A 26,261-nucleotide genomic window follows, 5' to 3' on the forward strand; every position below is an offset into this window, starting at 1 on the left:
ATCTCCCGACGAAAGCTCAGACATTCTTTTTTGACATCTCGGTCTATCTAATCCCTTCTGCAATCAGAAGTCACAGATGTGCGCAGAAAGAGGATTGGGGTTTTCTGCTGGGATAAATTAAAGTTCACTGATGAGAAATAAAAAAGGCTGCAATGCATTCAAAGGTTAATTGCTTTGATTTTAAAAATATTCTCAAAGCTCTGAAGGTGCGAAAATAATTTTTAGAATATACAACTGATGTTGCTACTGTAGGGATAATGATTTGTTGCTCTTTTTTGATATTTACGTTATGCCTCAATGCGATTTTAATTTAACATCTTCGATTACACCCAGCATGAATTCATGCGAATCTATGTTCTAAAAAAGTTTTCGTTTTCAGTAAAGTTAATGTATTCCGGAGGGGCCTGTGGCCACTGTCGCGTGAGGCAAGCGGAGGGCGCGCGATTGCGCGGTGCGTAGGCGAAGCGAAGCTAAGCCGAAGCACGGGAACGAAGTGGACCCCGAAGCACGCCGACCCCGGCAAAAGCGCTGATAGCGCTTTGCCGGGGGCACGCCCAAAAACAAAAAAATTAAAAAAGCTTTAAAAGTCAAAGCCGAGGGAAATGTGGAATTGGCGCGGGAGGATGCTGTAGTCTTCGATGCCGCGGGCCCAGTCAATGCGCACCATATGGCCAAAGAGGAGCATACGCAGGCCGGCACCAAAGCTGCCGATAAGGGGGTCCTTGCGACTGTCGATGATGATGCGGAGATTGCCTTTGTCGATGATTTTTTGGTTGATGGCGTTTTCAGGGCTGAGGGGCGAGAGGCCGTTCCATGCGGTACCTACGTCGCTGAAAAGGACGATCTGCATGCTGCTGACAAAGGAGTTGCGGATAGGGCGGTTGAGGAGCATGCGAAAGATGGGCAGGCGCAGTTCCGAATTGAGGAGGGCAAAACTGTTTCCGTTACGGGCATTTTGGTAGAAGCCACGCATATTGGTAACGAGGGTTTGGAAGATGTAGTTCTGCGACTGAGCGATGGGTGTGCTTTCGTCGAAACGGGGCACGAAGGCATTGTCAACCCCGCCCAGGAAGTAGATAAGTCGCTCGGGGCCAAAAGAGGTACCTACGGCCAATCGATTGGCCCAGATGGCTGAGCGCCAAACGGGCAAGTAGTGGCGGGCATCGATGCCTGCGGTGTGCATTCCTGAGCGTGGATTGAAGAGGTCGCGGTAGTACTCGGTAAAGACCTTCCAGCGGTGACCTCGCCAGAGATTGACACCGGTGGTGAGGGCTTCGTCGTGCACATAGCTGGCGCGTAATATGGCTAAGTGCTTATAGAGTGTGGGCTGCTGAAGAGAAACAGCATCGCGGGCGAGGGTGATACGGGAATCAAGCCTGTAGGAAGGATGGAGATGGAGGGAACGGACTTCGTCGAGTGGGAAGATGGCTTTGTACTGTGCTTCGTGGGTGAGGAAGCGCACCCAAACGGGCTGGCCGCCTGTCTGAATAGCACTGCGACGGTAGAAGGTGAACTCGTGTTTCCAGCGCTTCTTGTGGTTGGCTAGCCAGAGGACTATTTCGTGATTGGGGGCGAGGGAGCGGCCGGCCAAGGGATTGAGCTCTGTGCGAATGCCGGCGAGCAGTCGGTAGTCGCGCAGTACATCGGCCATACCTACTTTGAACATGCCGTTGAACTGCGGATTGAGCAGAAAGGGCAGGGGCCTGCCGGTAAAGGGCTGATATTGGGGTAAAAGGAAGGCATTGTCGAGGCTGAAGGTAACATTTTCGCGATAGAAACTGAGCAGGTATGGACGACGAGGCGGGAGTTTAACTTCTTCGAGCTCGGGGGTCGTGCGGGTGGCGTGCATCCGGCCGAGTATTGACGGTACATTCGGGAGTGCCTGGGCAGGTGGCTGTAGCGCTGAAGGACGTGGGGCATAGCGATAACGCTCAAGCAGTCGAGGGTCAAACTGATAATCGTTGATGTTGATCTCATTATCGGGCTGCCGACCTTGAGGGGTATTGATTAATTGGTAAGTACTTTCGGGTTCTCTTTCGTCTGTTTTTGTAGGTGGTTTTTTGAACAGAGGTGTTGCTGTGTGGTCGGAAAGTGAACGGCGGAAGACGTAGGCTCTGTTCTTTCGCCGGAGGGTGTAGCAAAAGTCGCCGGTGTCGGCTCCGAGGGTATAGGTGTAAACGATGCCTGGAACGGAAGCAATGCGCTGATTTCGGAAAAAATAGCGGTAGTGAATGGCGGTGTCCACATGGCTGATGGTGCTGTCGAGTACCGCGAGATGGAGGTGTGTGTAGAGATCGGCGGTATGCTCCGCGTAAAGCATCCGGCCGTCGCCGGCTTTCAGAGGCCTAATGTGGCTGCCGGCTGACTGAAGAATGAGTTCAGGACGGTCTTTTTGCAGAAGGTCGATGTATTGGATGTTCAAAGAATTTCTGGTAGGAGTCCATTTGAGTTTATTGTCCAGATCGTTGGTTCGGCGGGTAGTGGCTACGGCAATCCATCGGCTATCGGAGACGTATGCAGGCCATAGATCAGGGTGGAAGTCGGAGGTGATTTTTTTCAGATTGGTATTGCGGATAGTGTATTCTATTACGTCGCTTTTGCCCTCCTTCATGGCGCTAAGGAGCAGCTTTTCGCCATCGGGACTATACACGGCAGAATAGACCTTATTGACTCCGTAAAGAGGTTTTACGGTCCATTTTTTTTCGTCGAAATCGTAAAAGTGCAGTTGGATGAAACCGGCTTTTTCGTCGATGACCAGCAGGATGGGAAGGGCCGGATTCCATGCCACAAGGGGCACTTTGAGATCTGTTTCTTCGTATGAGAGCGAGCCTGAGCGAAAGATGCGCTTTTTCTTACCACTTTCGACATTTATGAGATACACACGTTTTTTGCCATTTCGGGTGGTGGCTACGGCTAATCTTTGTTGCTGATGGCCAAAGGATATGTCAGTAATGACTTCGCCTTTTCGCAATCTGATCAATGTCGTATCTATGCTTGATCTCTGGAGTTCCCCAAGCTCTTTGTAAAGTTGCGAGCTGTATTCATTCCATCGACGGATGAGTTCTTTTGTAGAGATGCCGAGCACGTATTCGATGCCGAAGTCCATATTCTTATGTACAATGCTGGTGAAAAGTATGTTCTTGATCACATTTCGACCGTAGGTGAGCACGATGTACGACCATACGCCATGACCTGCCAGTCTTGCCAGATCGGGCTCAAGTGCATTGATGCGCCTAAAAGCTCGCTCTGAGTGCAGCCTAAGAATTTCCCAGGTGTACTGAGGGTCGTCGCCGTAAGCAAACCAGGACACCAATCCTTGTAAAAACCAATCGGGAAACTGCGCACGATAGAGGTCAAGACCACCGGCAGAGAGATCGCCGTAGATCTGATAGCGAATGAGTACATCGGCGATGCCGGCTCTCAGGTCGCGTTCGAGATTTTGCAGATTACCGTCGAAATAGAGCAGGATGGAAATTCGGTCATTAAAGCGGGAAATGCGGGTGTCGTTGTCAGGCTGATTGATGTCGAGATTGTTATTCGATTGTTTCTTATCGCCCAGAGTATTAAAGAGCAAGATTTGGAAGCGGTCGTCGAAGGCTACGTCCAGAGCAGCTTCGAGCTCACGCAGGTGCATATGTGCCATGGTTGCCACAGTATGAGGCAGTAGGTCATTGTCAGCATATGTGTAAATGTCCATGCGGTCGAAGCGGTAGAAGCCCCAGTCAAACTGATTGTATTGCACGCGATTGCGCCCGTACTGCTGCAGCAGCCCGTAGTAAAACTGCGCATCAGTACATACCGGAAGCATCAGCAGAATGACGACCCATACACGCACCACCCTCTTCATATAAACAAATATATCTGAAAAAAGAAGATTGAGGGCGTTATGTTTTGTGGTAACGAGATTCAAATTGGGACTTAAACTTTAACTAAATCTATGATTCGACAAAACCAATTACGAGAATAGGCAAAAAGAAGAGGTTAGATTTTTTGGAAGTTAAAAGCTTGTAATGAATAAAATTTTTTAATACAAGTACATTTCCTATACGAAATCCAAAGCATGGATGACTTCACAAAATTGCAAGAGACAAAAAATGCCGCTTTAATTCTCTTCAGATTTTACACTTTAAAACTGATGATATTCATCTTATTTGGCACGTATCTGAAAAAACATCTTCAAGTATTATTCATTCTATGTTTAAGCTTCGCTCTGAGCATCTTCATAATACCAATACCTTCTATGCCTCTATATTTGCCGCAGTTTGGTCTTTTTAATTCGTTTACATGAGTTTATTAGTAGTGGGTACAGTTGCCTTCGATGCGCTGGAGACTCCTTTTGGCAAGACAGATAAGATCATCGGTGGTGCAGCCACTTACATTAGCCTTGCGGCTTCATATTTGCTGCCTGAGATTCGGTTGGTTTCGGTCGTGGGCGATGATTTTCCGGACGAAACCATTCAGATGCTGCGCGAGCGGGGAGTTGATACAAGTGGTCTTCAGGTGAAGTCAGGTCAGAAGACTTTCTTTTGGAGCGGGCGGTACCACCTCGATATGAATACCCGCGATACGGTAGAAACACAACTCAACGTGCTGGCCGACTTCGACCCTGTGCTTCCAGACCATTTCAAAGACAGCAAATACCTGATGCTCGGCAACTTGATGCCCAGCGTGCAACAACGTGTGCTGGAGCAGATGAACGAACGGCCTCGCCTGATCGTGCTCGACACAATGAACTACTGGATGGAACACCATTGGGACGATCTGATGGAAAACCTGAAAAACGTAGATGTACTCACTATCAACGATTCGGAAGCCCGACAGCTTTCCGGTGAGTACTCTCTGGTAAAGGCAGCCTCTAAAATCCTGAAAATGGGCCCGAAATACCTGATCATCAAAAAGGGCGAACACGGGGCATTGCTCTTCGGCGAAGGTCATATTTTCATCGCACCGGCCCTGCCGCTGGAGGAGGTTTTTGATCCTACCGGAGCCGGCGATACGTTTGCCGGAGGGTTTATCTCTTACCTGGCCCGTACCGACGATGTGAGCTTTGAAAACATGAAGCGCGCCATCATACATGCCTCAGCCATGGCTTCTTTTTGTGTGGAAAAGTTTGGCACACAGCGCCTTGAAGAGCTTACGCTCGACGAATTGGCACACCGCCACCGCCTCTTCAGGGCATTGACCCACTATGAAATGGATTTTTCGACCCTGAAACAACTCATTTAAATCAGCTCCTATGTACAGTACTCTCAAACAGCGACTCGCTGACGAGCTAAAAAGCATTGAAGAAGCCGGACTATATAAGCGCGAGCGCATCATCACTTCACCTCAAGGACCAGAAATCACCCTGAATACCGGACAGAAAGTACTCAACTTCTGCGCAAACAATTATTTGGGGCTGTCATCTCATCCGAGAGTGCTCGAAGCCGCTCATCGCGCTCTGGAAACACACGGCTTTGGTATGTCGAGTGTGCGGTTTATCTGTGGAACACAGGATATTCACAAGGAGCTGGAAGAAAAGATTTCAGCATTCCTGGGCACAGAAGACACCATCCTTTACGCTGCCGCCTTCGATGCCAATGGGGGAGTCTTTGAACCCCTCTTTAACGATATGGACGCAATCATTTCCGACGAACTGAACCACGCCTCCATAATCGACGGAGTGCGCCTGTGTAAGGCCAGGCGCTACCGCTACAAAAACAACGACATGAACGACCTGGAGGCCAAGCTCAAGGAAGCTAACGAAGAAGGAGCACGCAATAAAATCATCGTGACAGACGGCGTATTTAGCATGGATGGCTACATCGCCCAGATGAATCACATCGTAGAGCTGGCCGAGAAGTACGATGCTCTCGTGATGACCGATGAATGTCATGCAACCGGATTTATAGGCAACACTGGCCGCGGTACCCACGAATTTCACAACGTCATGGGTCGTGTGGACATCATCACCGGTACCCTTGGAAAGGCACTTGGAGGAGCTATGGGCGGCTTTACTTCAGGTCGAAAGGAAATCATCGACATGCTTCGCCAGCGGTCGCGTCCATATCTGTTTAGCAACTCGCTTATGCCCGCCATCGTAGGGGCTTCAATAGCAGTTATTGACATGCTCAGTGAAACCACCGCTCTGCGTGACAAGGTAATGCACAATGCCGCTTACTTCCGCAAGCGAATGACGGAAGCTGGATTCGACATTAAACCGGGCATTCATCCCATTACACCTGTAATGCTCTACGATGCCCGCCTCTCACAAGTGATGGCTGACGAACTGTTGAAAGAAGGCATTTACGTCATCGGCTTCTTCTATCCGGTAGTGCCCCGCGACCAAGCGAGGATCCGTGTACAACTCTCAGCCGCTCACGAAATCGAACACATCGATCGCGCTGTAGAAGCCTTTATCAAAGTCGGTAAAAAACTCAACATCATCTAATTTCACGAATGAATAATACTCTTTTCAAAGGCTTTGGTACCCGCGCCATTCACGCCGGTCTGGAGCCTGACCCAAGCACCGGGGCTGTAATGACTCCCATCTATCAAACCTCCACCTACGCTCAAGAAGCACCAGGAAAGCACAAAGGCTACGAATATTCGCGCACCCACAACCCCACGCGCAAAGCTTTAGAGGCCAACCTCGCAGCCATCGAAGGTGGCAAATACGGCCTTGCGTTTGCCAGTGGACTGGCAGCCATCGACACCCTTTTAAAAACCTTAAATCCCGGAGACGAAATCATCTCCACCAATGACCTCTACGGAGGAACATACAGGCTTTTTGTGCGGGTGTATGAAAAATTTGGCCTGCGCTTTCACTTCGTGCCTATGCAGCAATTGTCTTCTATAGAAGAAAAGATCACTGAAAAAACCCGCCTCATCTGGGTAGAGACCCCTACCAATCCGATGCTGAACGTTATCGACATAGAAGCCGTTGCTCAATTGGCCAAGACAAAGGGAATACTGCTGGCTGTGGACAACACTTTTGCCTCTCCATACCTACAGCAGCCGCTCAAGCTAGGCGCCGATATTGTAATGCATTCTGCCACTAAATACATTGGTGGACACAGCGACTTGGTGATGGGCGCACTGGTGCTAAACAACGATGCCCTTGCTGAACAATTGTATTTCTTGCAGAATGCTGCAGGTGCTGTGCCAGGACCAATGGATTGTTTCCTGGCACTGCGCGGTATAAAGACACTCCATGTGCGGATGCAACGCCACTGCGAAAATGCCGAAAAAGTAGCCCGATTTCTACGTTCACATCCCAAGGTGGAAAAAGTCTTTTGGCCGGGTTTTCCAGATCATCCGGGCCACGAAATCGCCAAAAAGCAAATGCGCGCATTCGGAGGAATGATCTCTTTTACAATGAAGGGTGACAGCATCGAAGAGGCTTTTCGGGCCGTGTCGTCGTTTAAAATATTTACCCTGGCCGAATCACTTGGAGGAGTGGAATCGCTGGCTGGACACCCAGCTACCATGACACACGCCAGCATACCGCGCGAAGAGCGACTTAAAGCCGGACTCTCAGACTCTCTTATTCGCCTCAGTGTAGGCCTCGAAGATGCAGATGATCTAATAAGCGACCTCAAGCAGGTACTTCAATGAAAGGGAAAAAATTTGCCGTAATAGGTCTTGGACGTTTCGGTAGCGCCATCGCCCGCAAGCTCTCAGAGCGTGGTGCTGAAGTGATGGCAATTGACATTAATGAACAGAAAGTTGAAGACATTAAAGAAGACGTAGCCTACGCCATTACCCTGGACTCCACCGACCCAAAAAATCTCGAATCGCAAAACATACAGGAAATGGATGCCGTGGTGGTAGCCATCGGCACCAATTTTCAGGATCTGATACTCACCACCTTCGCCCTGATGGAGCTCGACGTTGAGCGCATTATTGTGCGTGCCCAAGACCCCATACAAAAACGAATTCTGGAAAAAATCGGCGTACGCGAAATCCTTTCTCTTGAAGACGAAGTATCAAACAACGTAGCTGAGCAGTTGCTCAACCCCTCTGTATTGATGAGCATTCGCTTACCCGATGACTACGAAATCATCGAAGTAAAAGCTCCGCGCATCATTTGTAACCGCACTTTGGCCGACATTGGTTTACGCGAGAAGTACAATATTAACTTAATTACACTCATGCGCAAAGGCAAACTTGACGACAAAATGCACATTATTGGTGTACCTGAACCGGCCACAAAAATTCTCGAAAACGATATCATTGTGATTTTTGGAAAATCGAAGGATATCGACCGCTTTTTAGAAATTAACGAATAGCTTTATAGCTCCTGTGTTTTCTCGTTAATACGATGGATTACTTCGTCAATGTTTTTTATTTCTTTTATTAAAAGCTCCAACAATTTTTCATTGGTTAATTCTGAAGATTCATTATTTAACAAATCCTTGTTTATAAACACTTCGCAAATACCGAGCGCGTTTGCGACGGGTCTGCGAATCACGTGCGACTGAATCCAGGCAATTTCGCGAAGTTTTTCGTTTTGAATTTGAAGTTTTTCTTCATTTTTTACTTGAATAGTAATGTCAATACATAGTAAAATTAGTTCTATTGAGTTCTCTTGTTCGATTATTCCACATTTTGCCATTAAAATCGTTTCAGATGTTTCGGAGCGGAGGTAAAACTTAATTTGATCTTCCTTTGAAAGGTTATTTAAAACTTTTTTCAAGAAAAATTCTACTCTCTGTCGGTCATTTTCGTGTACCAAATCGAGAAAGTTGATACCTTCTAAATTTTCAGGTCGAGTATTAAAATACCTCTCAGCTAAATGAGATGCAAACTTGATGTAAAAACCTTCTGATAAAGTAAAAATTATACCATGACTGTTGTCATTGATTGTGCGATAATATTGCTCTGATCTCTTTATTTGTTGCTGTGCAGAAATTTCCCTGGTGATATTGCTAAAAATAACACTGGTACCATAAGATTTCGTGCGTATATCAAAAACCGGATAAAATAAGACTTTAAAATACGACGTGTTTCCATCAGAATGTTTGTGAGAGAAATATCCGTGAAAAATATTTCCACTTACTGTCTCTTTTATGCCTTTTAAAAATTCTTCTCTAACGAGTTCATCTAAGTTCAAACTTTCTAATTTGTCTCCCTTTTTAATGTCTTTTCCAGAGAGATTTTTCATTACTTCTTTTGCCGTATTGTTGTATAAATAAATTTGATCATTAATGATAAATAAAATTCCATTCGGAGAGCTGTTTTGAATAGACTCTCGCAACGTATTGGAAGCGGTAAGTTCGATGTTTAAATTTTCTAATTCTATAATCTGCGGTACGATAATTACAGCCAGAATTATAATGACAATGAAAACCGATGAGAGAGAAAAAGCAATATTGATTTTTTCATTTATTATTTGTTGTTGATCGGTATAAGCAACCATTTCAATGATCATTTCGCTGATCACTTTTAGTGCAGAATCTACTTGTTCAATAACTCCTAGTAGGCGATCAACTTCATCCTTTGGTGTTATTAAATAATCTTCATAGGAACTTTGAACGATTTTCTCTAATTTTTCGAATTCCTGAAGTACATAGTCCTTCTTTTTAAAATCGATGTCTGTACTTCCGTAAAATTGTTTGGAAAAATCAATGGTTTTCAACAATTCTTTGTACGTTTTGATTACTCTTTCCGTTTTACCATCATGGGCTGAGAGCAGAATATGGTATTTCAATTCAGCAGTTTCGTTTTTAAAGCGCGATGTGATTATGAAAAACCTCTGTAAAAGATTTTGTTTCTCCTGACCTTGATTGTAAAAGTAGTATTGTGTCAAGGATATGCAAATGGCAAGAGCAATCAAAAAATAAACTTTGGCAGATAGTTTCAGGTTTTTGCTCACGTCGGGTCAGGGTTGTGACTTTTCTATCATCAAAAGTAAGGATTCTAAAGTATCCGCTTCTTGTGCCTTTTTATCGTGGCGCCATCTTTGAATTCTCGGAAATCTGAGGGCTACTCCACACTTATGTCTATTGCTAGGCTGAATACCTTCAAAAGCTATTTCAAAGACCAATTCGGGTTTTACGCTGCGCACGGGGCCAAAATTTTCAAGTGTATTTTGTCGGATAAATTTATCTACTTCTTTTATCTCTTCGTCAGTTAATCCGCTATATGCCTTTGTAAAGGGCACTAAAGTATCGCCATGCCACACGGCAAAGGTGTAATCTGTATACAGGTTTGCCCGTCGGCCATGTCCGCGTTGGGCATAAATGAGCACAGCGTCCACCGTACGGGCATCTACTTTCCACTTCCACCAGTCGCCCCGCTTCCTACCGGTATGGTAAGGAGAATTTTTGTGCTTAAGCATTAAGCCTTCGCTGCCTTTATGAGTGGCTTGGGTGCGGATATGAGCTACTTGCTCCCAACTCTTGGTTGAAAGAACGGGCGAAATATCAAAAAGTGGATTCAGATAGGCAGAGAGAATACGTTCCAACGCTGCCCTGCGTTCAATAGCCGGAATTGTTCGTATATCTGTGCCATCTACTTCTAGCAGGTCATACACCCTGAATCGAACAGGATGTTTTTCGATGAGCGATTTAGTCACTTTTTTTCTTCCCAGTCGCGGTTGTAGGGCATGAAAAGGAGCTACGCGACCTTCTTTTAGCACTGGAATGATTTCTCCATCGAGCACAACAGATTGCGGCAAGGAGGCAGCAGCTTCTATCAGCTCAGGAAAACTCTCTGAAATCAGCTCTTCGCCTCGCGACCAAAGCGCTACTGAATCTCCTCTTCTGATGAGCTGCCCTCTGATACCATCCCACTTGTACTCAATTAGCCATTCGCTAACAGGGCCGAGGGATTCTGGGGCTTCTTCAAGTGGATATGCCAAGCAGAACGGATAGGGCTTTAAATCGCTTTGAGCATCGGCCGAGCGCTCAAAGAGTGCTTGCCAAGTGGTCTCAGCAGGATTCCAATCTCCCGCCAAGGCTAATGCAACGGCATCTTGTGAAAGGCCTACAGCTGTGGCTATGGCTCGGTGAAGTAGCCCTTCGGAAACGCCAAGGCGAAAGCCGCCCATCATAAGCTTGTTAAACACAAAGCGCTCTTCAACAGTCATTTGTAGCCATTTTTGACTTATTGATATTTTCTTCTCTTCGGGGCTGAGTGTTCCGGCACTTTTTAGAAATTCCATGCTTTCGGCCAGGCTGAGGAAAGCATTTCCTTCTCCTTCGGGAAGAATTTTGGCTATGGTTTCAGCTAAGTCGCCTACGATATGCCAGGTTTCGTACACGAGCCAATCGGGTAAATCTGCCAATTCGCCTGCCCATTTGCGCAACTCGGTGCTACTGGCTGCCTTGCGTGGCCGCTTTCCGCTGAAAAGGGCTGCTGCCCAGAGTTTATCCTTGTCACTGGCTTCCCGAAAATATTTGACAAGAGCTGAAGTCTTGTCGGTCGTTTTATTGCTTTGGTCCAGACTACGGATAAGGTCTGAAAAGGCTTTCATGACCTATATAACCTGATATACAAAAAAGAGGTTCTTTCTTATATTATATCAACCTTCTTCCGCCGGAATTACATCTGATGAGAATGTATCGTTGAGAAAGCGAATGGTTTCTTTACAAAGCTCAGAAAGAACATTCAGATCAATGTCAGCAAGTTTTTTTACATAAATGCAGGATTTTCCCATTACAAATTTCCCTAAACCTCGAAGCAATTCACGGCTTTTTTCGGTATCGGAGTAAATGTAAAGTGAAAAGGCCGATGCGCGTGGGGAAAAACTAAGTACTGGTGCTTCACCTTCATGCCCGCTGGGGTAGCGGTATTTATATGTACCAAAGCCGATAATTGACGCACCAAACATTTTGGGCTCGTGCCTTGTGAGCTTTCCGAGCAGCTCAATAAGGGCATAGGAATCGGCCTTTTTTTGTGGATTTTTGATGGTTGTTTCCAGATATTCTGATACCGACTGATCTGTGTAGGTTGTTTTGTTTGGCATAGAAGGAATTTAGCGGTTAATAATTTTTTCCAAAGGCTTGCCTTTAGCTAGCTCATCCACCAGCTTGTCGAGAATGCGTACTAGACGCGCAGTCGGATGTTCGATGGATTCGATGCGCACACCGCATATTGTGCCCTTTATCTGACCGGCTGATGGATGTATGCGGGCATTATTAAAAAATTCGCTGAATGTCAGAGTGCTTTTAGTTAGTTCAATGACTTTTTCAGCAGTATATCCTGTCAGCCATCCGATCACCGACAATAGTTCAGCTTCGGTACGACCTTTCCTAACAACTTTCTGTACATAGAGAGGATACACCCGGTCGAAGGACATATCCAGTAGCTTTTGCTCTTTCGGGTTTGAATTTTCAGATGAGGGCATACTTGGGTGGGTTTTAATTGGAATACAATCCAGTTGCGTCAATATAATTCCAAACCTTGTGATGCAACAGAAACCGGATATCTTTCCCTGCTTTAAGGCTTTCGCGAATGTATGTAGATGAAATATCGATAGCCGGAGCTTTTTCGAAATAAATGCCTAATTCTGTTTCATCGGCGTCGAGCCGTACGAATGGGCGTGGATAGATGTATATGGCGTGATGTGATAATATTTGCTCATAGTCCTTCCACTTGCGGAAGTTTTTGATGTTATCAGCACCCATGAGCAGCACAAAGGTTCGGTTCGGATGGTTTGCGCGAAGTTTTTCCAGCGTTTTTACAGTGTAATTTGGCTTTGGCATGCCAAATTCTACATCGGAAGCCCGTAAACCATTTACTCCTTCAATGGCCAATTGTACCATGTAGAGTCGCTGGCGATCATCTGTAATTTTTTCTTTTTGCTTAAATGGGCTTTTAGGGCTTATGACAAACCACACTTCACCGAGGTCAGTCTCGTTCAGAAAATATTGAGCTATAATTAGGTGGCCAATGTGTATGGGATTAAATGTTCCGAAAAAGAGACCTGTTTTTTTCATTCAGACAGGTGTAGAAAGGATTTTACAAGTTGTTCAGCTTTTTTAAGGGCAAAATGTAGGTCAGTATTTTCAAGGCAAACGTCGAAAAGACTGGCATATTGCATTTCTTTTTCAGCTTTTGAGAGTCTCTGTTGCAGTTTCTCAGGTGTTTCGGTGTTGCGCTGCTGAAGACGCTCTTTTAAAACTTCGAGACTTGGTGGCTTCACAAATACGGCCAAGGCATTTGCGCCATACTGATTTTTAAGATTCAATCCGCCTACTACGTCAATATCAAAGATTACGGCTTTTCCCTTCTGGAAGATGCGATCGATTTCGCTTCGCAATGTGCCATAATATGCGCCTTTGTACACTTCTTCCCACTCTACAAATTCTCCTCTATGGATTTTCTGAAGGAATTCGTCTTTTGTAAGAAAGTAATAGTCTCTCCCGTTTTGCTCAGTGGGTCTAGGGGCACGGCTGGTAGCAGATACTGAAAACTCTATAAAATCGGGAAAAGTATTTAGAAGGTGTCTTACAATCGTCGTCTTGCCTGCACCGGATGGTGCAGAAAAGATGAGCAATTTTCTAAGGTCGGCAGTGGCTTGCATGAATTTTTTAATGGCTTAAACGATGTTCAAAATCTGTTCCTTGATTTTTTCGAGCTCGTCTTTCATTTGAACGACGATTTTTTGAATACCGGCGTGATTGGCTTTGGATCCCAAGGTATTGATTTCGCGGCCGATTTCTTGAGCTATGAAGTTGAGCTTGCGACCGGGATATTCTTCGCTGTTTATGGTTTCAATGAAATAGTTGAGGTGATTAGCGAGGCGTACTTTTTCTTCGGTGACATCGAACTTTTCGATGTAATAAATCAATTCTTGTTCGAAGCGGTTTTGATCTACTTGCACATCTTCGCCAAGAGAAGAAAGGTTGCTTTTTAACCTCTCGCGAATGCGCTCGATGCGCTCTTTTTCAAAAGGCTCAACTTGAGCAAGCAATTGGCGAATGGCAGAGATGCCTTTTTCAAACTCCTTGGTTAGGGCCAAGCCTTCAGCTTGCCTGTGTCTGATCACATTTTCGAGGGCGATGGTAAAAGCTTTTTCAAAGATTAAAATATCCTCATCCGAATGTTCTGCCGGTGATTGTATAAAGACATCAGGCATGCGAATAGCTGCCTGTAACAAGTCGGTTTGAATTCCAAACTCTAAAGACAGTTTCTTGAAAAACAGAATGTAGGACTTTAGTACTACTTCATTGATGGGCAATTGTGCATCTTGTATATCGGAGTAAATAGTAACTTCTACTTTACCTCTGAGTAAGAGGTCGGCTGTCAGTTTTCGAAGGTTGGGTTCCAGTGGACGAAGTTCGGCCGGAAGACGAAGGGTTAGGTCGAGCTGCCGGCTGTTCAGCGATTTAATTTCTGCCACATATCGCTTACCTCTCCACGTAAAGGAATGCTTTCCGAAGCCGGTCATCGAATGCAATGACATACTGATGTTTTAGCCGGCAAATGTAATTGGATGGTGTGGAAACAATTTTTTAATATTAAAATCGCCAACAGAGCGCTTCAAAATTCTCTAATCTTAAAACGCACCCGATCGGGATAGTCGCGTATGCGAAGTACTACAAGGCTATCTGAATAATTTGAAAACAAACTGAGATCAAATTCTCCAAAGCCTTCAATCAATCGATCGCATGGGCCCGTATCATCGACATATACCGACAGATTGGCCTGTGGTGGATAGGTTTTCAGCATGATTCCGTTCCACACGAGCATGGCAGCGCCTTCGTTGCATCCGCTGTACTGATAGCGTATGCGCAGACAGAGACCTTCCTGCACTACTTCAAGAGGAGTAGCTACCTGTACTTTTACAGAGTCTTCCACCGCCTGAAAAGCTTTAATCACCATCGGGGTGCAGGCGGGTTTTTCGACAGACTCCGGTGCGGATTCCACTGCAGACGCTGATTGGTCGAGTTTCTTTATCTTACAGGAAGTTGCCAATGCGATCAGCAGGCTACTGAGCCACCACCACTTTTTCATGCCAGGTTTTGTTTTCGGATTCGATGTGCAAAATGTACACCCCGGCACGATTCAGTTGAAAATGCTGGTTCATTCCTTCGGAAATATCTGTCAGTAGCAATCGGTGCAGCACTCTACCTGTCATATCCGTAAGGGTAATTTCAGCCTCACGAGTGGGATGCGTACCGGAATATGACAAGGTAAAGCGCCCGTCTGCCGAAGGATTGGGATACAGCCGCCATGAATGTACAGTTTGTTCAAACTCCTGCTGATTCACATACAGTCCGCCAAGGCTTGTCTGCCCTGTGTTAAGAGGATCGAGCCAAGGGCGCAGCTGGCGGTTGTTGGCCGTGCCGTTTTTATCCCAGTGATACCAGAATTTTCCGTAGAAATCTGTGCCAGTGCGAAATGAACAGGAAGCAGATCCACCGGTAAGGGTGCCAATAATTTCACCCGCAGAATTAAACAGAGGCGAGCCGCTGCTGCCTCCTTCCGTCACGCCATGGCCGCTTTGAGTCGCCACCCAATTTACAAGCCAGAAAGCACCCTGTGCCTGCTGAAAGGTGCCACTTTGCAAAGTAGCTGTGTAGGTGCTGATTTTTTTGATGTCGCCGTTGGGATGGTGAATACCAGCCCCCCCAATGGCAGGTATGTTATTTCTGTTCCATCCGGCATAGAAGACGTTGTATGAATTAGGAGGTTGTATAGCCAGCTCAAGAAGCAGCATGTCCGATCCGGTAGCTCCTCCGCCGTCGTTAGATCGCGCTCGGAGACGACCCCCGGTAATTATTTGGTTCGGTATCCCGGAGGAATTGGGCGGATTGGTACATGTAGGCGCTTCCCAATTGAATCTGAATACAATTGAAGCAAGAGCAACGGAGTCAATGATAACATCGTTGTCGTCGAGCACACAATGCTCGGCCGAGAGCAAGTAGGGCTTTCGATCCTGAGCTGTATTGTTTACCAATGCACCGGTGCAGTAGTAGATAAATCCACCGATGGGTACATTCATTCGCACTACACTGCGTCGTTGCAGCTGGTAGTTATTACCCTCAGGGCATCGCACATTTACATTGCAGCTGCCCGCTGTTCCAAAGTCAGCGGTACGCTTTTCGATATGCCAGACTGATGTTATATGTGCAGCCCGGATTGCCGGGATTTCGATAATGCCTTTGTAAAAAGGGCCAAGGCTTTCAATTTTGTTGGAAAAAATTTCTTCTCTTCGTTCAACCCCGTTTTCAATGATAGAAATCACAACCTTTTCATCAGCTGAAGACACTTTGAGCTGAACCCACACTTCATCATCGGTCAGATTATCTAATATGAATGACTCAGATAAATCAAAGTCTTTGGATAGAATCACACCGGCGGGTGTCAGGCGAGGATGTGGATTTTTGCTCAACATTTCTTGAACCGGATTTTCTATTCTGATGTGCTTTTGAGCAAAAACAAAATGAACCGAAACCAGAAGCACGAAAACGATCGATCTAATTAAAGGCATTGAATGAGTGTTTTATTTAAAATCAAAGCTACAATTAATTTACCAAAAAACGGATTGCCGCCGGAAATCGCATCTTCCAGTAGATCTCATTGTGGTCGTGAACAGGAAAAAAAAGACTTTTATAAGTATTGCCGATATGATTGCTTTTAAAAAGTCGATCCACAACTTGTTGATATGGACCGTATAAGGTATCGATACCTCTGTCGCCATAGTCGAAGTACCAGCGCTTTTCTTTCACGCTGTGAAAGCGCTGATGAAAATAGCTGATAAAACCCTCTCCTGCCGCAGAGGGTATTTCTTGAATCAAAGGCCAGTGTGTCGCAAAACAGGCTGCACCGTCGAAGGCATCGGGGTATCTCAAGACCGCATACCACGCAATCAGCCCTCCCATCGATGCACCTGCGATGTAAGCCTTGATTGAAGTCTTGTTTTTCAGATATTGCCTCTCTATTTCGGGTTTTACTCGTTGTGTGACATATTGTAGATAGGAATCGCCTACTACATCGGCGCGGTAATACGAAGTGCCGTTGGGACGCACAGCTGTGCGATAGTATTGCTGCACTTCAGCTGGTAAGGAGCGGAAGGGCTTCTCAGGGGTGTATTCTGAATGTCGAATGTCGCTATTAGGTATCGCTACTAAAAGGATTGGCGGAATGTATCCGTTTGAAATCAAGCTGTCGAGCGACTCGCGCACCATCCAGGCACGTCCGTTCCAGGTGGTCGAGGAGTCAAATAGGTTTTGGCCATCGTTCATATAGAGCACATGTTGTACTTTCTCAACGCCTTGAGCCGGTATCCATACAAATACACGGTCTTCGTTGGCAGGTCTTCCCGGTATTCGCAGAGTGTCCATTCGGCCGGGCTGGGCTGTGAGTATAAATATTGGAAAAACCAGAGCAGCAAAGAGATTTTTCATCATATTAAAATAGGTTTTTTTTGAATCACAACCAAATGTACCCAGGAATTTCCCTTCAGAAGAGGTAAAATCCAGGTTGGATTTTTTCAATGAGAAAAATTAACCCGTGACCGCCTGCTTCCGACGGCGTAACCAAGCTTCAATAAATACAACTGACAGGATAATTACCGTGCCAAGATAGAACTGAGGACTCATCTTCTCACGCTCACCGAGAAAGAGTGCGGCCATCAGTATGCCATACACCGGCTCAAGGTTAATGGTGAGCATGACACTGTAAGGGCTGAGAACTTTCATGACACGCACGCTCTCAATGAAGGCATAGGCCGTACACACGCTGGCGAGGATGAAAATGAGAAACCAATCGCCGTTGAGCCATCCCAGTGAACCTTTTGTGGTAAGTGACGCGAAAAGACCGGCATCCAATCGTCCTGAAACCCATAGATATAGAGTAAGGGCTATCCATCCGCCGGTAAGTTCATACGTTGTAATTACATTGGGCTTCAGGCGCTTAACCATCAAACCGTTGATCACCGAAAACAGGGCCGACAAAAAGGCGCTGCTTAGCGCCACTATTATACCCAAGGTGTGCTGTGTCTCAAAATTGAAAATAATATAAAGCCCGACCACCACGGCCATTCCGAGCAATATTTCACGCACGTCGAGCTTCCGGCGAAAGAAAATCGGCTCCAGTAATGCTGTAAAGAGCGCCCCGGTACTTAGGCACGCCAGCGTGACCGAAACGGTTGAAATCTTAATCGCATGAAAAAACGTGATCCAATGCGCGGCTATCACACTGCCGGCCAGTAGTAAGGTGACGATTTCGCGCACCGTAGCCCTGAAACTTCTTCCGATTATCAACAAATAGGTGACCAGTACAACCGTAGCCATCCACATGCGATGCCATACAAGCGTATAAGCATCCACTGTAATCAAGTGTCCGAGAATGCCGGTAAATCCCCAGATAAATACAATAAAATGCATGCGCAGGCGCGCACTCAGCTGGCTATCGGCAGACAATGCAATCAGAGTAAATTTCGGTTTTTAAAATTTAGGCAGCAAAGATAGACGCGGTTATTGCCCGGCAGGTCTGAAACATCTAATCCAGCTTAATCCACTTTAAATGGTGAAGTTCATCGCCGAGTTCTACAATTACGATGTACATCCCGCCGGAAAATCTTCCCGTAGGTACGGAAATTTTACTATCAATTATTTCAAATTCGGCTGTAGTCAGTTTATGCACTATCCGACCATCTGGCAGTGCAAATGAAATGGCTCTGACATCCTGTGCTCTGCTTCCCAGCTCGAGGGTCAGTTGGTTGCTACCAGGATTGGGATACAAACTAAACTGCGGTGTAAGCTCCCTGAGCTGACTAATGTGCAGACTTACACTGTTTTTTGAAATCAACCAACGCTCAGGATCAAAGACTACGGCTGATGCACCTTGAGGCATATAGTGTGCAAATGAAAATGATGCTCCTGGCACGCTTACACGCAAGTGATGTACCTGCTGATTGCTGTCTGTCACGCGTATCGGTAAGGGAATGCTAAACCAAGATACAGAGGGATGGCTTGTGGTCTGCGAAATGTTCATGCGAAGGCTGTCGCCGTCCTGCCACCAGATGATTTGATAGGTGGGATAGCCCTCCCCGTAAATCCATTGATCGAAAAACTCCGTAAGCGAACACTGGCAGGCAGCCTCCATATGGGCTTTGAATTGGGGAGTAAGCGCAAAGGCATACGCCAGCGAAGTGTCTTTCAGATAGTTTCTCGTGCCGGCGAAAAAGGCCGAATCACCCATCAGCCATCGCAGCGAATGCAATACATATCCGGCCTTAGAGTAAGTAAGCCGGCCGCTGAAAAGTCTGCTGAGATTCAATGTGTCCGGTGTGTAAACCGACCCATCCGGCTGTGACGTTATTTTGTTGATTTCATTGATTTTATATGCTTGATATTGCTGGGGTTTGATGTGTTCATAGGTCAGTTGGGTCAGATACACAGCCCAGCCTTCGTTGAGCCAGAGGTCGGCCCAGGAGCCGCAGGTCACCAGATCGCCAAACCACATATGCGCCAGTTCGTGTGTTATCAGGTCTTGCTGCCAGCCTCCCATGAAGCTCATCGTCTGATGCTCCATACCTCCATTCCACCCAAAGCGCGCATGGCCGTACTTCTCAGATTTGAAGGGATATGGCGCTATCAGGGTGTCAAAAAGTTTCATCACCTGATGCGTGTAAAGCACACTCTGATATACAGCAGGTGTATCGGTAGGATACACATAGTTCACAAAAGGAAGGGATTGCCCATTTGACGGCAGCGTAATTGGCTGGTCAAAGACCACATAAGGTGCTACTGCTATAGCCACCAGATAGGGGGCTACGGGATATCGATGCTTCCAGTAGCTGGTTCGCTGATTGCCCTGCACCCATTCTGACACCAGCACACCAAGAGATGCACCACGGTTGGGTACTGGTGTTGTGATTAGGATATCGATGGAATCAATCTTATCTGTCAGCCCATCCTTACAGGGCCACCAATCAGGCGATCCATACGGCTGTGAAAGGGTCCACAAGGCACTTCCAAAGCTGTACGTCTGCCGTCCCACACTGCCCAGCCCGGTGCTTACCGGAGTACCGCGGTAGTAAATTACCACGCTGTCAAGAATGCCTTTGGGTAATACTTGACCCAGCTGTATTGAAACCTGATGAAACTGATGCTGATAGCTGAGCATCTGCCCGGTGCGTAGGCTTTTAACCGAATCCACGGTCATCGAATTTCGCAGGTCGAAGACTAACGTGGCCACACTGTCCTGCAAGGCACGCACATACGTGGCAGCCGCCCCCTGAATAAACATGACAGACGGATTTACCCAGAAATGCAGACGGTGATACACCACATCATAGCGGGCCATCAGCGGTGATGAGAGCTGACCGCTCTTCCAGCGACTGCTCTTTAGCACAAAAGGCCGCTTGCACAACATATCGCCATCCTGAATTCCCGAATCAATCCTTTGACCCCACACACCTGTCGTCAGCACCACTGCTCCCACCAAAAGCCAGCTCCTACAAATCATAACATCTGAACGGTATATCCTTTTTGTTCTAACAAAGATAACACACCACCTTCTCCCAACAGATGGCCCGCTCCCACCGCAAAGAGCACAGATCCTTCTTTCATGGCGTCTTCCATCACCGGTATCCAACGCCCATTACGGTCAGAGATAAAGGCTTTTTCGGCCGCTGAAGGCAGCAGCACCCAAGCCCACTCATCAAAAAGCCGATGAATGCCTTCCATGTCGCCCGTATGGTATGCGTCTATCAGTGCATTAATGCCCTTTTTCACCTCCTCATAATGGGTTATACAGTACAATAGCTGTCGCCAGTATTCTTTATTTGGCACTTTGCCAATCGTGCCGATGTGCTCTTCAAAGCTTTCTAATCCTCTGACACTTTTGCCCAAGTTCATCGCCTGAAACATTAGTTGATGATCAAGAGCCATCGTAGAGCATTCAAACAGATCAACCTGCAATTGCGCCAACAGAGCAAACGGATGCATACTCAGAAGTTCATCTTCTCCGAAATTCCAGTGCTGCCTGTTGAATGCCCGGAGTTGTTCCAGCTCATTTTCACCCATTTCGACAGTAGTATCGGCTTTCAAATCCATCAAATTAAAATCTACCAGGTGTGCGGCATCAGGCGATATGTCCGTTTCTAAGTAGAGCACTTCGACAGCAGTCAGCAGGTCATTGATGCCATCAGGCCATTGATACCGGTCAGCACACACTATATGCATGGTACCGAAGATGTAGGAAGGTTTATCAGATTTTGTGCAGGAAATTCGATACAGCCAGTTGGTATATTTTTTTTCTAAAATGCTCATTTGTATTTCTTTTCGTTTCTTATAAAAATTTTGGAGTTTTTTTTCTGGGCGTGCCCCCAGGCAAAGCGCATTCGCGCCATTGCCTGGGGTCGGTGTCCTCTGGAGTACGCTTCGCTTCCGTGCTCAGGCATTCGCTTCGCTCAGCCTTCGCACCGCCCTGCGCTGCGCTTCGGGCGTCCGCCGGCCACCTCACGCGACGCTCACTGCGTTCGCTTCATTACCATAAATAACCCTTTTCACATTTTGCTTATCACCAGTACCAATTCACCTTTAAAAGGTTTTTGCTTGTGCATGCTCAGAAGCTGACTCACAGGGCCACGCACGGTCTGATGAAACATTTTGCTGATTTCTCGACTAATCGACACTTGTCGATCCGGTCCGAGTACTTCGGCCAGATCACTCAATGTCTTCTCAATTTTGTGAGGCGACTCGTACAGAACAATGGTTTCACGCCTTTCGGCCAGGGCTTTGAAAAAAGATTGCCTACCCTTTTTAACCGGTGGAAAGCCCAGAAACACAAACTCATCGCATGGAAATCCGCTTTCTACCAGAGCCGGCACAAATGCCGTGGCACCTGGCAGGCACTCGACATCCACTCCGTTTCTAAGGCATTCCCGCACCAGCAAAAATCCCGGATCGCTGATGCCCGGCGTACCGGCATCCGACACAAGAGCGGCCGATGTGTCTCCACTGAGTGATGCAATGATTGACGAAGTCACCTGATGCTCATTGTGCATGTGGTAGCTGCGCAAGGGCGTCTGAATGTCGAAGTGTCTGAGCAATATGGCAGTGGTACGTGTATCCTCGGCATAGATGACGCTTACCTCTCTGAGCACTTTCAGAGCGCGAAGTGTGATGTCTTCCAGATTGCCGATCGGAGTGGGCACTACATAGAGCTTGCCCATCAGTCTTCGATGATTTCAGGTTTGCCAAACTTCCGGCGAACCAGATTCTCCAGCCGTGTCACAAACTCTTTTTTCTCATCCCAATGTCCAAACTGAGCCCTCGCCTGGTGGAGGTAATTCATGGCCTGTTCGAAGGTCTGGGCACCGTTCATAGCATCGATTAATGCACTCATAGCTGCATCATCTCCATTAAACAAATGGCGTGAAAAGGCAATTTTGTCGTTCAGACCCAGCGCAATCTTACTCGATGTTGCAAGTCGTTCATTTAGTGCCAACCCACCATCGGTGATCGATACTTCTACTTTCTCCTGTTTGATTTCTGTATAAACTGCCCTGCCAACATTTTCTGTATCTACATACAATTTTTTTTCGATGACGGATTTCTCTGTTTTTTCTTGCACAAACGTCTTTTCAACCTTCTCTTTTACAGGTTTTTCAATGCGTATATCTGCTTGTTGATGTACAATTTCAGTCGGTGTATTCTCAGGTGTTTTTTTGTCTTCTACTTTGGTCTCATGTGTATCATATGTTTTTACACTCAATATTTTATCTGATGCTACATCGGTTTTTGTTTCATTTACAGCATGTTGTTGATACAGGTAGTGCATGATCACCAACTGTTCGTACAGCTCCCTACTCCATTCGACAAGCTGTGGTAGGTCATCTTTTGCGCTTTTCAGTATAGCAGCACAGAGTTCGTCCAGTACTTGCTTAGCTTCTTTGGCCATGAGATGTGTTTTGGTTACTACTTTTGGGTGCTTATTTCGGAAATGTTTTTAGAACAATACAGAGGCGAAAGTACAAAAGTCGGGTGGATAGAGGTGATTTGCGGCCCCATGTTTAGTGGTAAAACGGAAGAGCTCATGCGCAGATTACGCCGAGCGCAGATTGCCCGACAGAAAATAGAAATTTTTAAACCGGCCATTGACACCCGATACGACCATACCGATGTAGTCTCGCACGACCATAACCGCATCCCTTCAACACCAGTCGAACATAGTTCATCCATTTTGCTCTTGAGCGAAGGGATTGATGTGGTAGGGATAGATGAAGCTCAATTTTTCGACATAGGCATTGTAGATGTGTGCAACCAATTGGCCAACCAAGGTGTGCGCGTAATTGTAGCCGGCCTCGATATGGACAGCGAAGGCCGACCATTTGGCCCCATGCCTTTTTTGATGGCTACGGCTGAATTTGTCACAAAAGTGCATGCCATATGCACCCGCACGGGGGATCTGGCGCACTACAGCTTTCGAAAGGTCGCTTCCGATCAGCAGATTTTTCTCGGAGAGAAGGAAGAATACGAGCCTCTTAGCCGTCGCGCTTTTGTAGAAGCCATGAAATCGCGCAACAAGTAAACTAACTGATGTATCACCCTAAGCCTTACTCCCCAGCAGAAATAGCTTCCATCCTGAGGGCTGAAGTCATTGGCCCGTTGCATGATAAGCGTTGCATTCAGAATCTGTGGACAGACACCCGACAGGCCATGCCGGTGGACGAAAGTCTTTTCTTCTGCCTGCGGGGCCCGCACTTCGATGCTCATACGTTCCTGCCTCAGGCTATAAAAGCCGGTTTAAAATATGCTGTGGTAGAACGCCTACCCGCTGACGTGCCAGCAGATGTAGTCTTGTTTAAGGTTCAAAATACCCTCGACGCCCTTCAGCAACTGGCTGCGCATCACCGTAGCCAACTGACTGATGTGACCGTTGTCGGCATTACTGGTTCCAATGGTAAAACGATGGTCAAAGAATGGCTGTATGACTTGCTCTGGCCAGATTACGAAGTGGCGAAAAGCCCTTTGAGCTACAATTCTCAGGTAGGTGTACCGCTCTCGGTTTGGAAGATCGAACCCCTCCATCGCTTTGCCATTATCGAAGCCGGCATTTCACAACCCGGTGAAATGGAAAGGTTGGCACGCATCATTCGCCCTAATATTGGTATATTCACCTATCTCGGCAGTGCCCACGATGCCGGATTTGTCGATCGAAACCAGAAATTGATAGAAAAAGGAAAACTCTTCAAAGAGGCCAAGGTTATCATCCTGGGAACTGACCAATCGGAGGTTTCGGAATTTTTTTTAAATAATTTTCCTGAAAAATCTGTTTTTACCTGTGCTCTTTACCCCAAAACAGGAGATTTTGTCTTTAGGCATTTAGAAAATGAAACTTTTAACCTGGTCAAATGCCCATATGAGCATCTAACTGAGAAAAAACGTGAATTTGCTGTCCCCTTTACAGATGAAATTTCTGTAAAAAATACATTCACTGCCCTCACAGCTGCTCTTTTGGTTACCGAGGGAGATGAAAGCATTCTACGGAAAACGGCAGCTCTCCCGCCGGTGCGCATGCGCATGGAATGGACGCGCGGCATCAACGACTGCATGATTTTGAACGACTCGTACACCGCTGACCCCGAGGCACTCGTGTATGCCCTGCGCACGCTATTTTCATCAGGTATAGGCCGAAAAAAAATATTGGTGCTCTCAGAGCTTGACCAGCTAAAAAGTGAACAGCAACAGGTGTATTTCGATATTTTGGAGCGCGAACTTGCCGCTCAGCCTTCTAAAGAACTATACTCACTGTATTACGTCGGCCAAAGGCAGCATCTTACGATTCCATTTGCATCAAGAAATTTACAGATTTTCTCTACTACGGAAGAGCTTCTTCATGACTTTAAACATCATCCGCCCACACACGCCGACATTCTGTTGAAAGGAGCAAGGAGATTTGGATTCGAAAAAATCGCTCAAAGTCTGTCAGCTCATGTACACGAAACCCGTTTGGAAATAAATCTCAGCGCCATTGGTCGCAATCTCTCTTACTTCCGTTCGCGACTTCCAAAAAACACGAAAATAATGGCTATGGTAAAGGCTGCTTCCTATGGATCAGGATCAGTGGAATTGGCGCGCTATCTTACATCAGTGGGGGTAGATTACTTAGCCGTCGCATATGCCGACGAAGGCATCGAACTGCGCAATGCGCACATTCCAATGCCTATCATGGTCATGAATGCTCACCCACATGTGCTTCCGCTCGTAATAGAAAACGACCTCCAACCGGAAATCTACAGCTTCGAACAGTTGGAACATCTTGGAAATCTTTCTTCCAAAAAGCCGACTAAAATCCACTTGAAAATCGATACCGGTATGAAAAGGCTCGGCTTTGAGCCAGAGCATGTCGATCTGTTGCTTTCTACATTGCAACGGTTGCATTCAAACATTAAGGTAGAAAGTGTACTCTCTCACCTGGCGGCTGCTGATGAGCCCCTACAAAGAGATTTTACAATCAAACAAATAGAGCAATTTCACACTATTGTCGATAAAATTGAAGAAACACTTGGATATAACGTCATAAGACATATCCACAATACGGCTGGTTCTTTAGACTATTTCGACGAGCGTTGTCAGATGGTGCGTTTGGGAATTGGTTTGTATGGCATAGCACATTCTCCCGAGATTGAGCGCAATCTGCAACCGGCTGTAGAGTGGTATTCGTTTGTAAGCCAGGTAAAGGAATTGAAACCAGGTGATTCGGTGGGGTATGGTAGGTCGTTTGTGGCGGACAAACCAATGAAATCAGCCACTGTGGCCATTGGATATGCAGATGGTATCCGACGTTCGCTGAGCAATGGAAAGGGCGGATTTTATATACACGGTGTGTATTGTCCAATTATCGGCCGAGTGTGTATGGATATGACAATGGTAGATGTTTCAGGTCTTGATCAAGTTACAGCTGATGATCCGGTAGAAATCATTGGTCCGCACCAGAGCATTCAAGACCTTGCTCGAAAAATGGAAACCATTCCATACGAAGTACTTACATCGGTAGGCCATAGGGTTAGAAGGATTTATTTCAGGGAGTAGTGATATTTTGACAGAAAATGTACCTGTACCCTTGTACCAAACGACCAAACTGTTATTTCTACTCAAACTTTTACTCCCACCGTACTTCTTTCGAAAACAAAGAGAATGGAAATTTCCCTCAGAATTCACAGAAGAGTTCTGAAGGGTTTTTACCCCCTACAACTCTTTAAAAATCTGGCAAACGGCTTTAAATAGGGGGCAAGTTTTACAGAGGGAACTCTAAGATCAAATCGCACTATATAGGTTTAAGTTTGGGTTTAGTTTAAGTTCAGTGATGTATTG

The 26,261-nt window shown here is 46.3% G+C and carries 22 protein-coding genes; 6 read left to right on the forward strand and 16 right to left on the reverse strand.

Annotation, left to right across the window (positions count from 1 at the left end; all coding sequences use genetic code 11):
* Positions 1–580: 580 nt before the first annotated feature.
* Complete coding sequence (locus tag ACK4EX_RS04650) at positions 581–3,847, reverse strand: hypothetical protein (RefSeq protein WP_409770223.1); 3,267 nt, start codon at positions 3,845–3,847, stop codon at positions 581–583.
* A 437-nt stretch (positions 3,848–4,284) separates the two neighbouring features.
* Here ACK4EX_RS04650 and ACK4EX_RS04655 point away from each other — a divergent pair, with 437 nt between their 5' ends.
* From ACK4EX_RS04655 to ACK4EX_RS04670, 4 genes are read left to right on the forward strand one after another with little or no spacing between them, the layout of a single operon-like run.
* Positions 4,285–5,226 carry a PfkB family carbohydrate kinase gene (locus ACK4EX_RS04655; protein WP_409770225.1) on the forward strand — a complete coding sequence of 314 codons (942 nt, stop codon included), beginning with the start codon at positions 4,285–4,287 and terminating at the stop codon, positions 5,224–5,226.
* 10 nt (positions 5,227–5,236) lie between these two features.
* Entirely contained in the window at positions 5,237–6,430 is a 1,194-nt protein-coding gene (kbl, locus tag ACK4EX_RS04660; protein WP_409770227.1) for a glycine C-acetyltransferase, read from the forward strand.
* 8 nt (positions 6,431–6,438) lie between these two features.
* A complete protein-coding gene (locus ACK4EX_RS04665; protein WP_409770229.1) occupies positions 6,439–7,596 on the forward strand; it encodes a cystathionine gamma-synthase in 1,158 nt (385 codons plus the stop codon).
* Positions 7,593–8,270, forward strand: coding sequence for a potassium channel family protein (locus ACK4EX_RS04670; RefSeq protein ID WP_409770231.1), 678 nt, complete (start codon positions 7,593–7,595; stop codon positions 8,268–8,270). Before ACK4EX_RS04665 ends, ACK4EX_RS04670 begins: the two co-directional genes overlap by 4 nt.
* A gap of 2 nt (positions 8,271–8,272) precedes the next feature.
* Here ACK4EX_RS04670 and ACK4EX_RS04675 read toward each other — a convergent pair whose 3' ends face one another.
* The 15 genes from ACK4EX_RS04675 to ACK4EX_RS04745 form a co-directional block, all read right to left on the reverse strand.
* Positions 8,273–9,619: a PAS domain-containing protein gene (locus tag ACK4EX_RS04675; protein ID WP_409770233.1), complete on the reverse strand. Its 1,347-nt coding sequence runs from the start codon at positions 9,617–9,619 to the stop codon at positions 8,273–8,275.
* A 243-nt stretch (positions 9,620–9,862) separates the two neighbouring features.
* Entirely contained in the window at positions 9,863–11,458 is a 1,596-nt protein-coding gene (locus ACK4EX_RS04680) for an ATP-dependent DNA ligase (protein ID WP_409770235.1), read from the reverse strand.
* A 48-nt stretch (positions 11,459–11,506) separates the two neighbouring features.
* Positions 11,507–11,950: a DUF1801 domain-containing protein gene (locus ACK4EX_RS04685; RefSeq protein WP_409770237.1), complete on the reverse strand. Its 444-nt coding sequence runs from the start codon at positions 11,948–11,950 to the stop codon at positions 11,507–11,509.
* Positions 11,951–11,959: 9 nt separating this feature from the next.
* Positions 11,960–12,331, reverse strand: a complete 372-nt coding sequence (locus ACK4EX_RS04690) for a DUF2200 family protein (protein WP_409770239.1) — start codon at positions 12,329–12,331, stop codon at positions 11,960–11,962.
* Between the two features lie 13 nt (positions 12,332–12,344).
* Complete coding sequence (gene nadD, locus ACK4EX_RS04695; protein ID WP_409770241.1) at positions 12,345–12,923, reverse strand: nicotinate (nicotinamide) nucleotide adenylyltransferase; 579 nt, start codon at positions 12,921–12,923, stop codon at positions 12,345–12,347.
* The gene (gmk, locus tag ACK4EX_RS04700; RefSeq protein WP_409770244.1) at positions 12,920–13,510 is read right to left on the reverse strand and encodes a guanylate kinase; all 591 of its coding nucleotides are present in this window, start codon (positions 13,508–13,510) and stop codon (positions 12,920–12,922) included. Before gmk ends, nadD begins: the two co-directional genes overlap by 4 nt.
* Positions 13,511–13,525: 15 nt before the next feature.
* Complete coding sequence (locus ACK4EX_RS04705; protein ID WP_409770246.1) at positions 13,526–14,392, reverse strand: YicC/YloC family endoribonuclease; 867 nt, start codon at positions 14,390–14,392, stop codon at positions 13,526–13,528.
* Positions 14,393–14,469: 77 nt separating this feature from the next.
* Positions 14,470–14,943, reverse strand: coding sequence for a hypothetical protein (locus tag ACK4EX_RS04710; RefSeq protein ID WP_409770248.1), 474 nt, complete (start codon positions 14,941–14,943; stop codon positions 14,470–14,472).
* Positions 14,918–16,423 (reverse strand): T9SS type A sorting domain-containing protein, encoded by a 1,506-nt coding sequence (locus ACK4EX_RS04715; protein ID WP_409770250.1) that lies wholly within the window; start codon positions 16,421–16,423, stop codon positions 14,918–14,920. Before ACK4EX_RS04715 ends, ACK4EX_RS04710 begins: the two co-directional genes overlap by 26 nt.
* Positions 16,424–16,457: 34 nt before the next feature.
* Entirely contained in the window at positions 16,458–17,429 is a 972-nt protein-coding gene (locus ACK4EX_RS04720) for an alpha/beta hydrolase (protein ID WP_409770252.1), read from the reverse strand.
* Between the two features lie 9 nt (positions 17,430–17,438).
* Complete coding sequence (locus ACK4EX_RS04725) at positions 17,439–18,356, reverse strand: DMT family transporter (RefSeq protein WP_409770254.1); 918 nt, start codon at positions 18,354–18,356, stop codon at positions 17,439–17,441.
* A 79-nt stretch (positions 18,357–18,435) separates the two neighbouring features.
* Entirely contained in the window at positions 18,436–20,406 is a 1,971-nt protein-coding gene (locus ACK4EX_RS04730; protein WP_409770257.1) for a M1 family aminopeptidase, read from the reverse strand.
* On the reverse strand, positions 20,403–21,212 hold the full coding sequence (locus ACK4EX_RS04735; protein ID WP_409770259.1) for a TraB/GumN family protein: 810 nt from the start codon (positions 21,210–21,212) through the stop codon (positions 20,403–20,405). The genes ACK4EX_RS04730 and ACK4EX_RS04735 overlap by 4 nt, the downstream gene beginning before the upstream one ends.
* Positions 21,213–21,448: 236 nt before the next feature.
* On the reverse strand, positions 21,449–22,117 hold the full coding sequence (gene rsmI, locus ACK4EX_RS04740; RefSeq protein WP_409770261.1) for a 16S rRNA (cytidine(1402)-2'-O)-methyltransferase: 669 nt from the start codon (positions 22,115–22,117) through the stop codon (positions 21,449–21,451).
* Positions 22,117–22,845 (reverse strand): hypothetical protein, encoded by a 729-nt coding sequence (locus tag ACK4EX_RS04745; protein ID WP_409770264.1) that lies wholly within the window; start codon positions 22,843–22,845, stop codon positions 22,117–22,119. The genes rsmI and ACK4EX_RS04745 overlap by 1 nt, the downstream gene beginning before the upstream one ends.
* A gap of 42 nt (positions 22,846–22,887) precedes the next feature.
* Here ACK4EX_RS04745 and ACK4EX_RS04750 point away from each other — a divergent pair, with 42 nt between their 5' ends.
* Together ACK4EX_RS04750 and ACK4EX_RS04755 are read left to right on the forward strand one after the other, a co-directional pair.
* Positions 22,888–23,475, forward strand: a complete 588-nt coding sequence (locus ACK4EX_RS04750) for a thymidine kinase (protein ID WP_409770265.1) — start codon at positions 22,888–22,890, stop codon at positions 23,473–23,475.
* 8 nt (positions 23,476–23,483) lie between these two features.
* Positions 23,484–25,979, forward strand: a complete 2,496-nt coding sequence (locus tag ACK4EX_RS04755; RefSeq protein ID WP_409770267.1) for a bifunctional UDP-N-acetylmuramoyl-tripeptide:D-alanyl-D-alanine ligase/alanine racemase — start codon at positions 23,484–23,486, stop codon at positions 25,977–25,979.
* Positions 25,980–26,261 lie beyond the last annotated feature (282 nt).

The organism is Thermaurantimonas sp., assembly GCF_046299575.1.
Lineage (GTDB): Bacteria > Bacteroidota > Bacteroidia > Flavobacteriales > Schleiferiaceae > Thermaurantimonas.

Bases quoted from the DNA above. Each gene is read 5' to 3' on its own strand.
- ACK4EX_RS04650 (WP_409770223.1), bottom strand. From the start codon at position 3,847: ATGAAGAGGGTGGTGCGTGTATGGGTCGTCATTCTGCTGATGCTTCCG.
- ACK4EX_RS04655 (WP_409770225.1), top strand. From the start codon at position 4,285: ATGAGTTTATTAGTAGTGGGTACAGTTGCCTTCGATGCGCTGGAGACT.
- kbl (WP_409770227.1), top strand. From the start codon at position 5,237: ATGTACAGTACTCTCAAACAGCGACTCGCTGACGAGCTAAAAAGCATT.
- ACK4EX_RS04665 (WP_409770229.1), top strand. From the start codon at position 6,439: ATGAATAATACTCTTTTCAAAGGCTTTGGTACCCGCGCCATTCACGCC.
- ACK4EX_RS04670 (WP_409770231.1), top strand. From the start codon at position 7,593: ATGAAAGGGAAAAAATTTGCCGTAATAGGTCTTGGACGTTTCGGTAGC.
- ACK4EX_RS04680 (WP_409770235.1), bottom strand. From the start codon at position 11,458: ATGAAAGCCTTTTCAGACCTTATCCGTAGTCTGGACCAAAGCAATAAA.
- ACK4EX_RS04685 (WP_409770237.1), bottom strand. From the start codon at position 11,950: ATGCCAAACAAAACAACCTACACAGATCAGTCGGTATCAGAATATCTG.
- ACK4EX_RS04690 (WP_409770239.1), bottom strand. From the start codon at position 12,331: ATGCCCTCATCTGAAAATTCAAACCCGAAAGAGCAAAAGCTACTGGAT.
- nadD (WP_409770241.1), bottom strand. From the start codon at position 12,923: ATGAAAAAAACAGGTCTCTTTTTCGGAACATTTAATCCCATACACATT.
- gmk (WP_409770244.1), bottom strand. From the start codon at position 13,510: ATGCAAGCCACTGCCGACCTTAGAAAATTGCTCATCTTTTCTGCACCA.
- ACK4EX_RS04705 (WP_409770246.1), bottom strand. From the start codon at position 14,392: ATGTCATTGCATTCGATGACCGGCTTCGGAAAGCATTCCTTTACGTGG.
- ACK4EX_RS04710 (WP_409770248.1), bottom strand. From the start codon at position 14,943: ATGAAAAAGTGGTGGTGGCTCAGTAGCCTGCTGATCGCATTGGCAACT.
- ACK4EX_RS04715 (WP_409770250.1), bottom strand. From the start codon at position 16,423: ATGCCTTTAATTAGATCGATCGTTTTCGTGCTTCTGGTTTCGGTTCAT.
- ACK4EX_RS04730 (WP_409770257.1), bottom strand. From the start codon at position 20,406: ATGATTTGTAGGAGCTGGCTTTTGGTGGGAGCAGTGGTGCTGACGACA.
- ACK4EX_RS04735 (WP_409770259.1), bottom strand. From the start codon at position 21,212: ATGAGCATTTTAGAAAAAAAATATACCAACTGGCTGTATCGAATTTCC.
- rsmI (WP_409770261.1), bottom strand. From the start codon at position 22,117: ATGGGCAAGCTCTATGTAGTGCCCACTCCGATCGGCAATCTGGAAGAC.
- ACK4EX_RS04745 (WP_409770264.1), bottom strand. From the start codon at position 22,845: ATGGCCAAAGAAGCTAAGCAAGTACTGGACGAACTCTGTGCTGCTATA.
- ACK4EX_RS04750 (WP_409770265.1), top strand. From the start codon at position 22,888: ATGTTTTTAGAACAATACAGAGGCGAAAGTACAAAAGTCGGGTGGATA.
- ACK4EX_RS04755 (WP_409770267.1), top strand. From the start codon at position 23,484: ATGTATCACCCTAAGCCTTACTCCCCAGCAGAAATAGCTTCCATCCTG.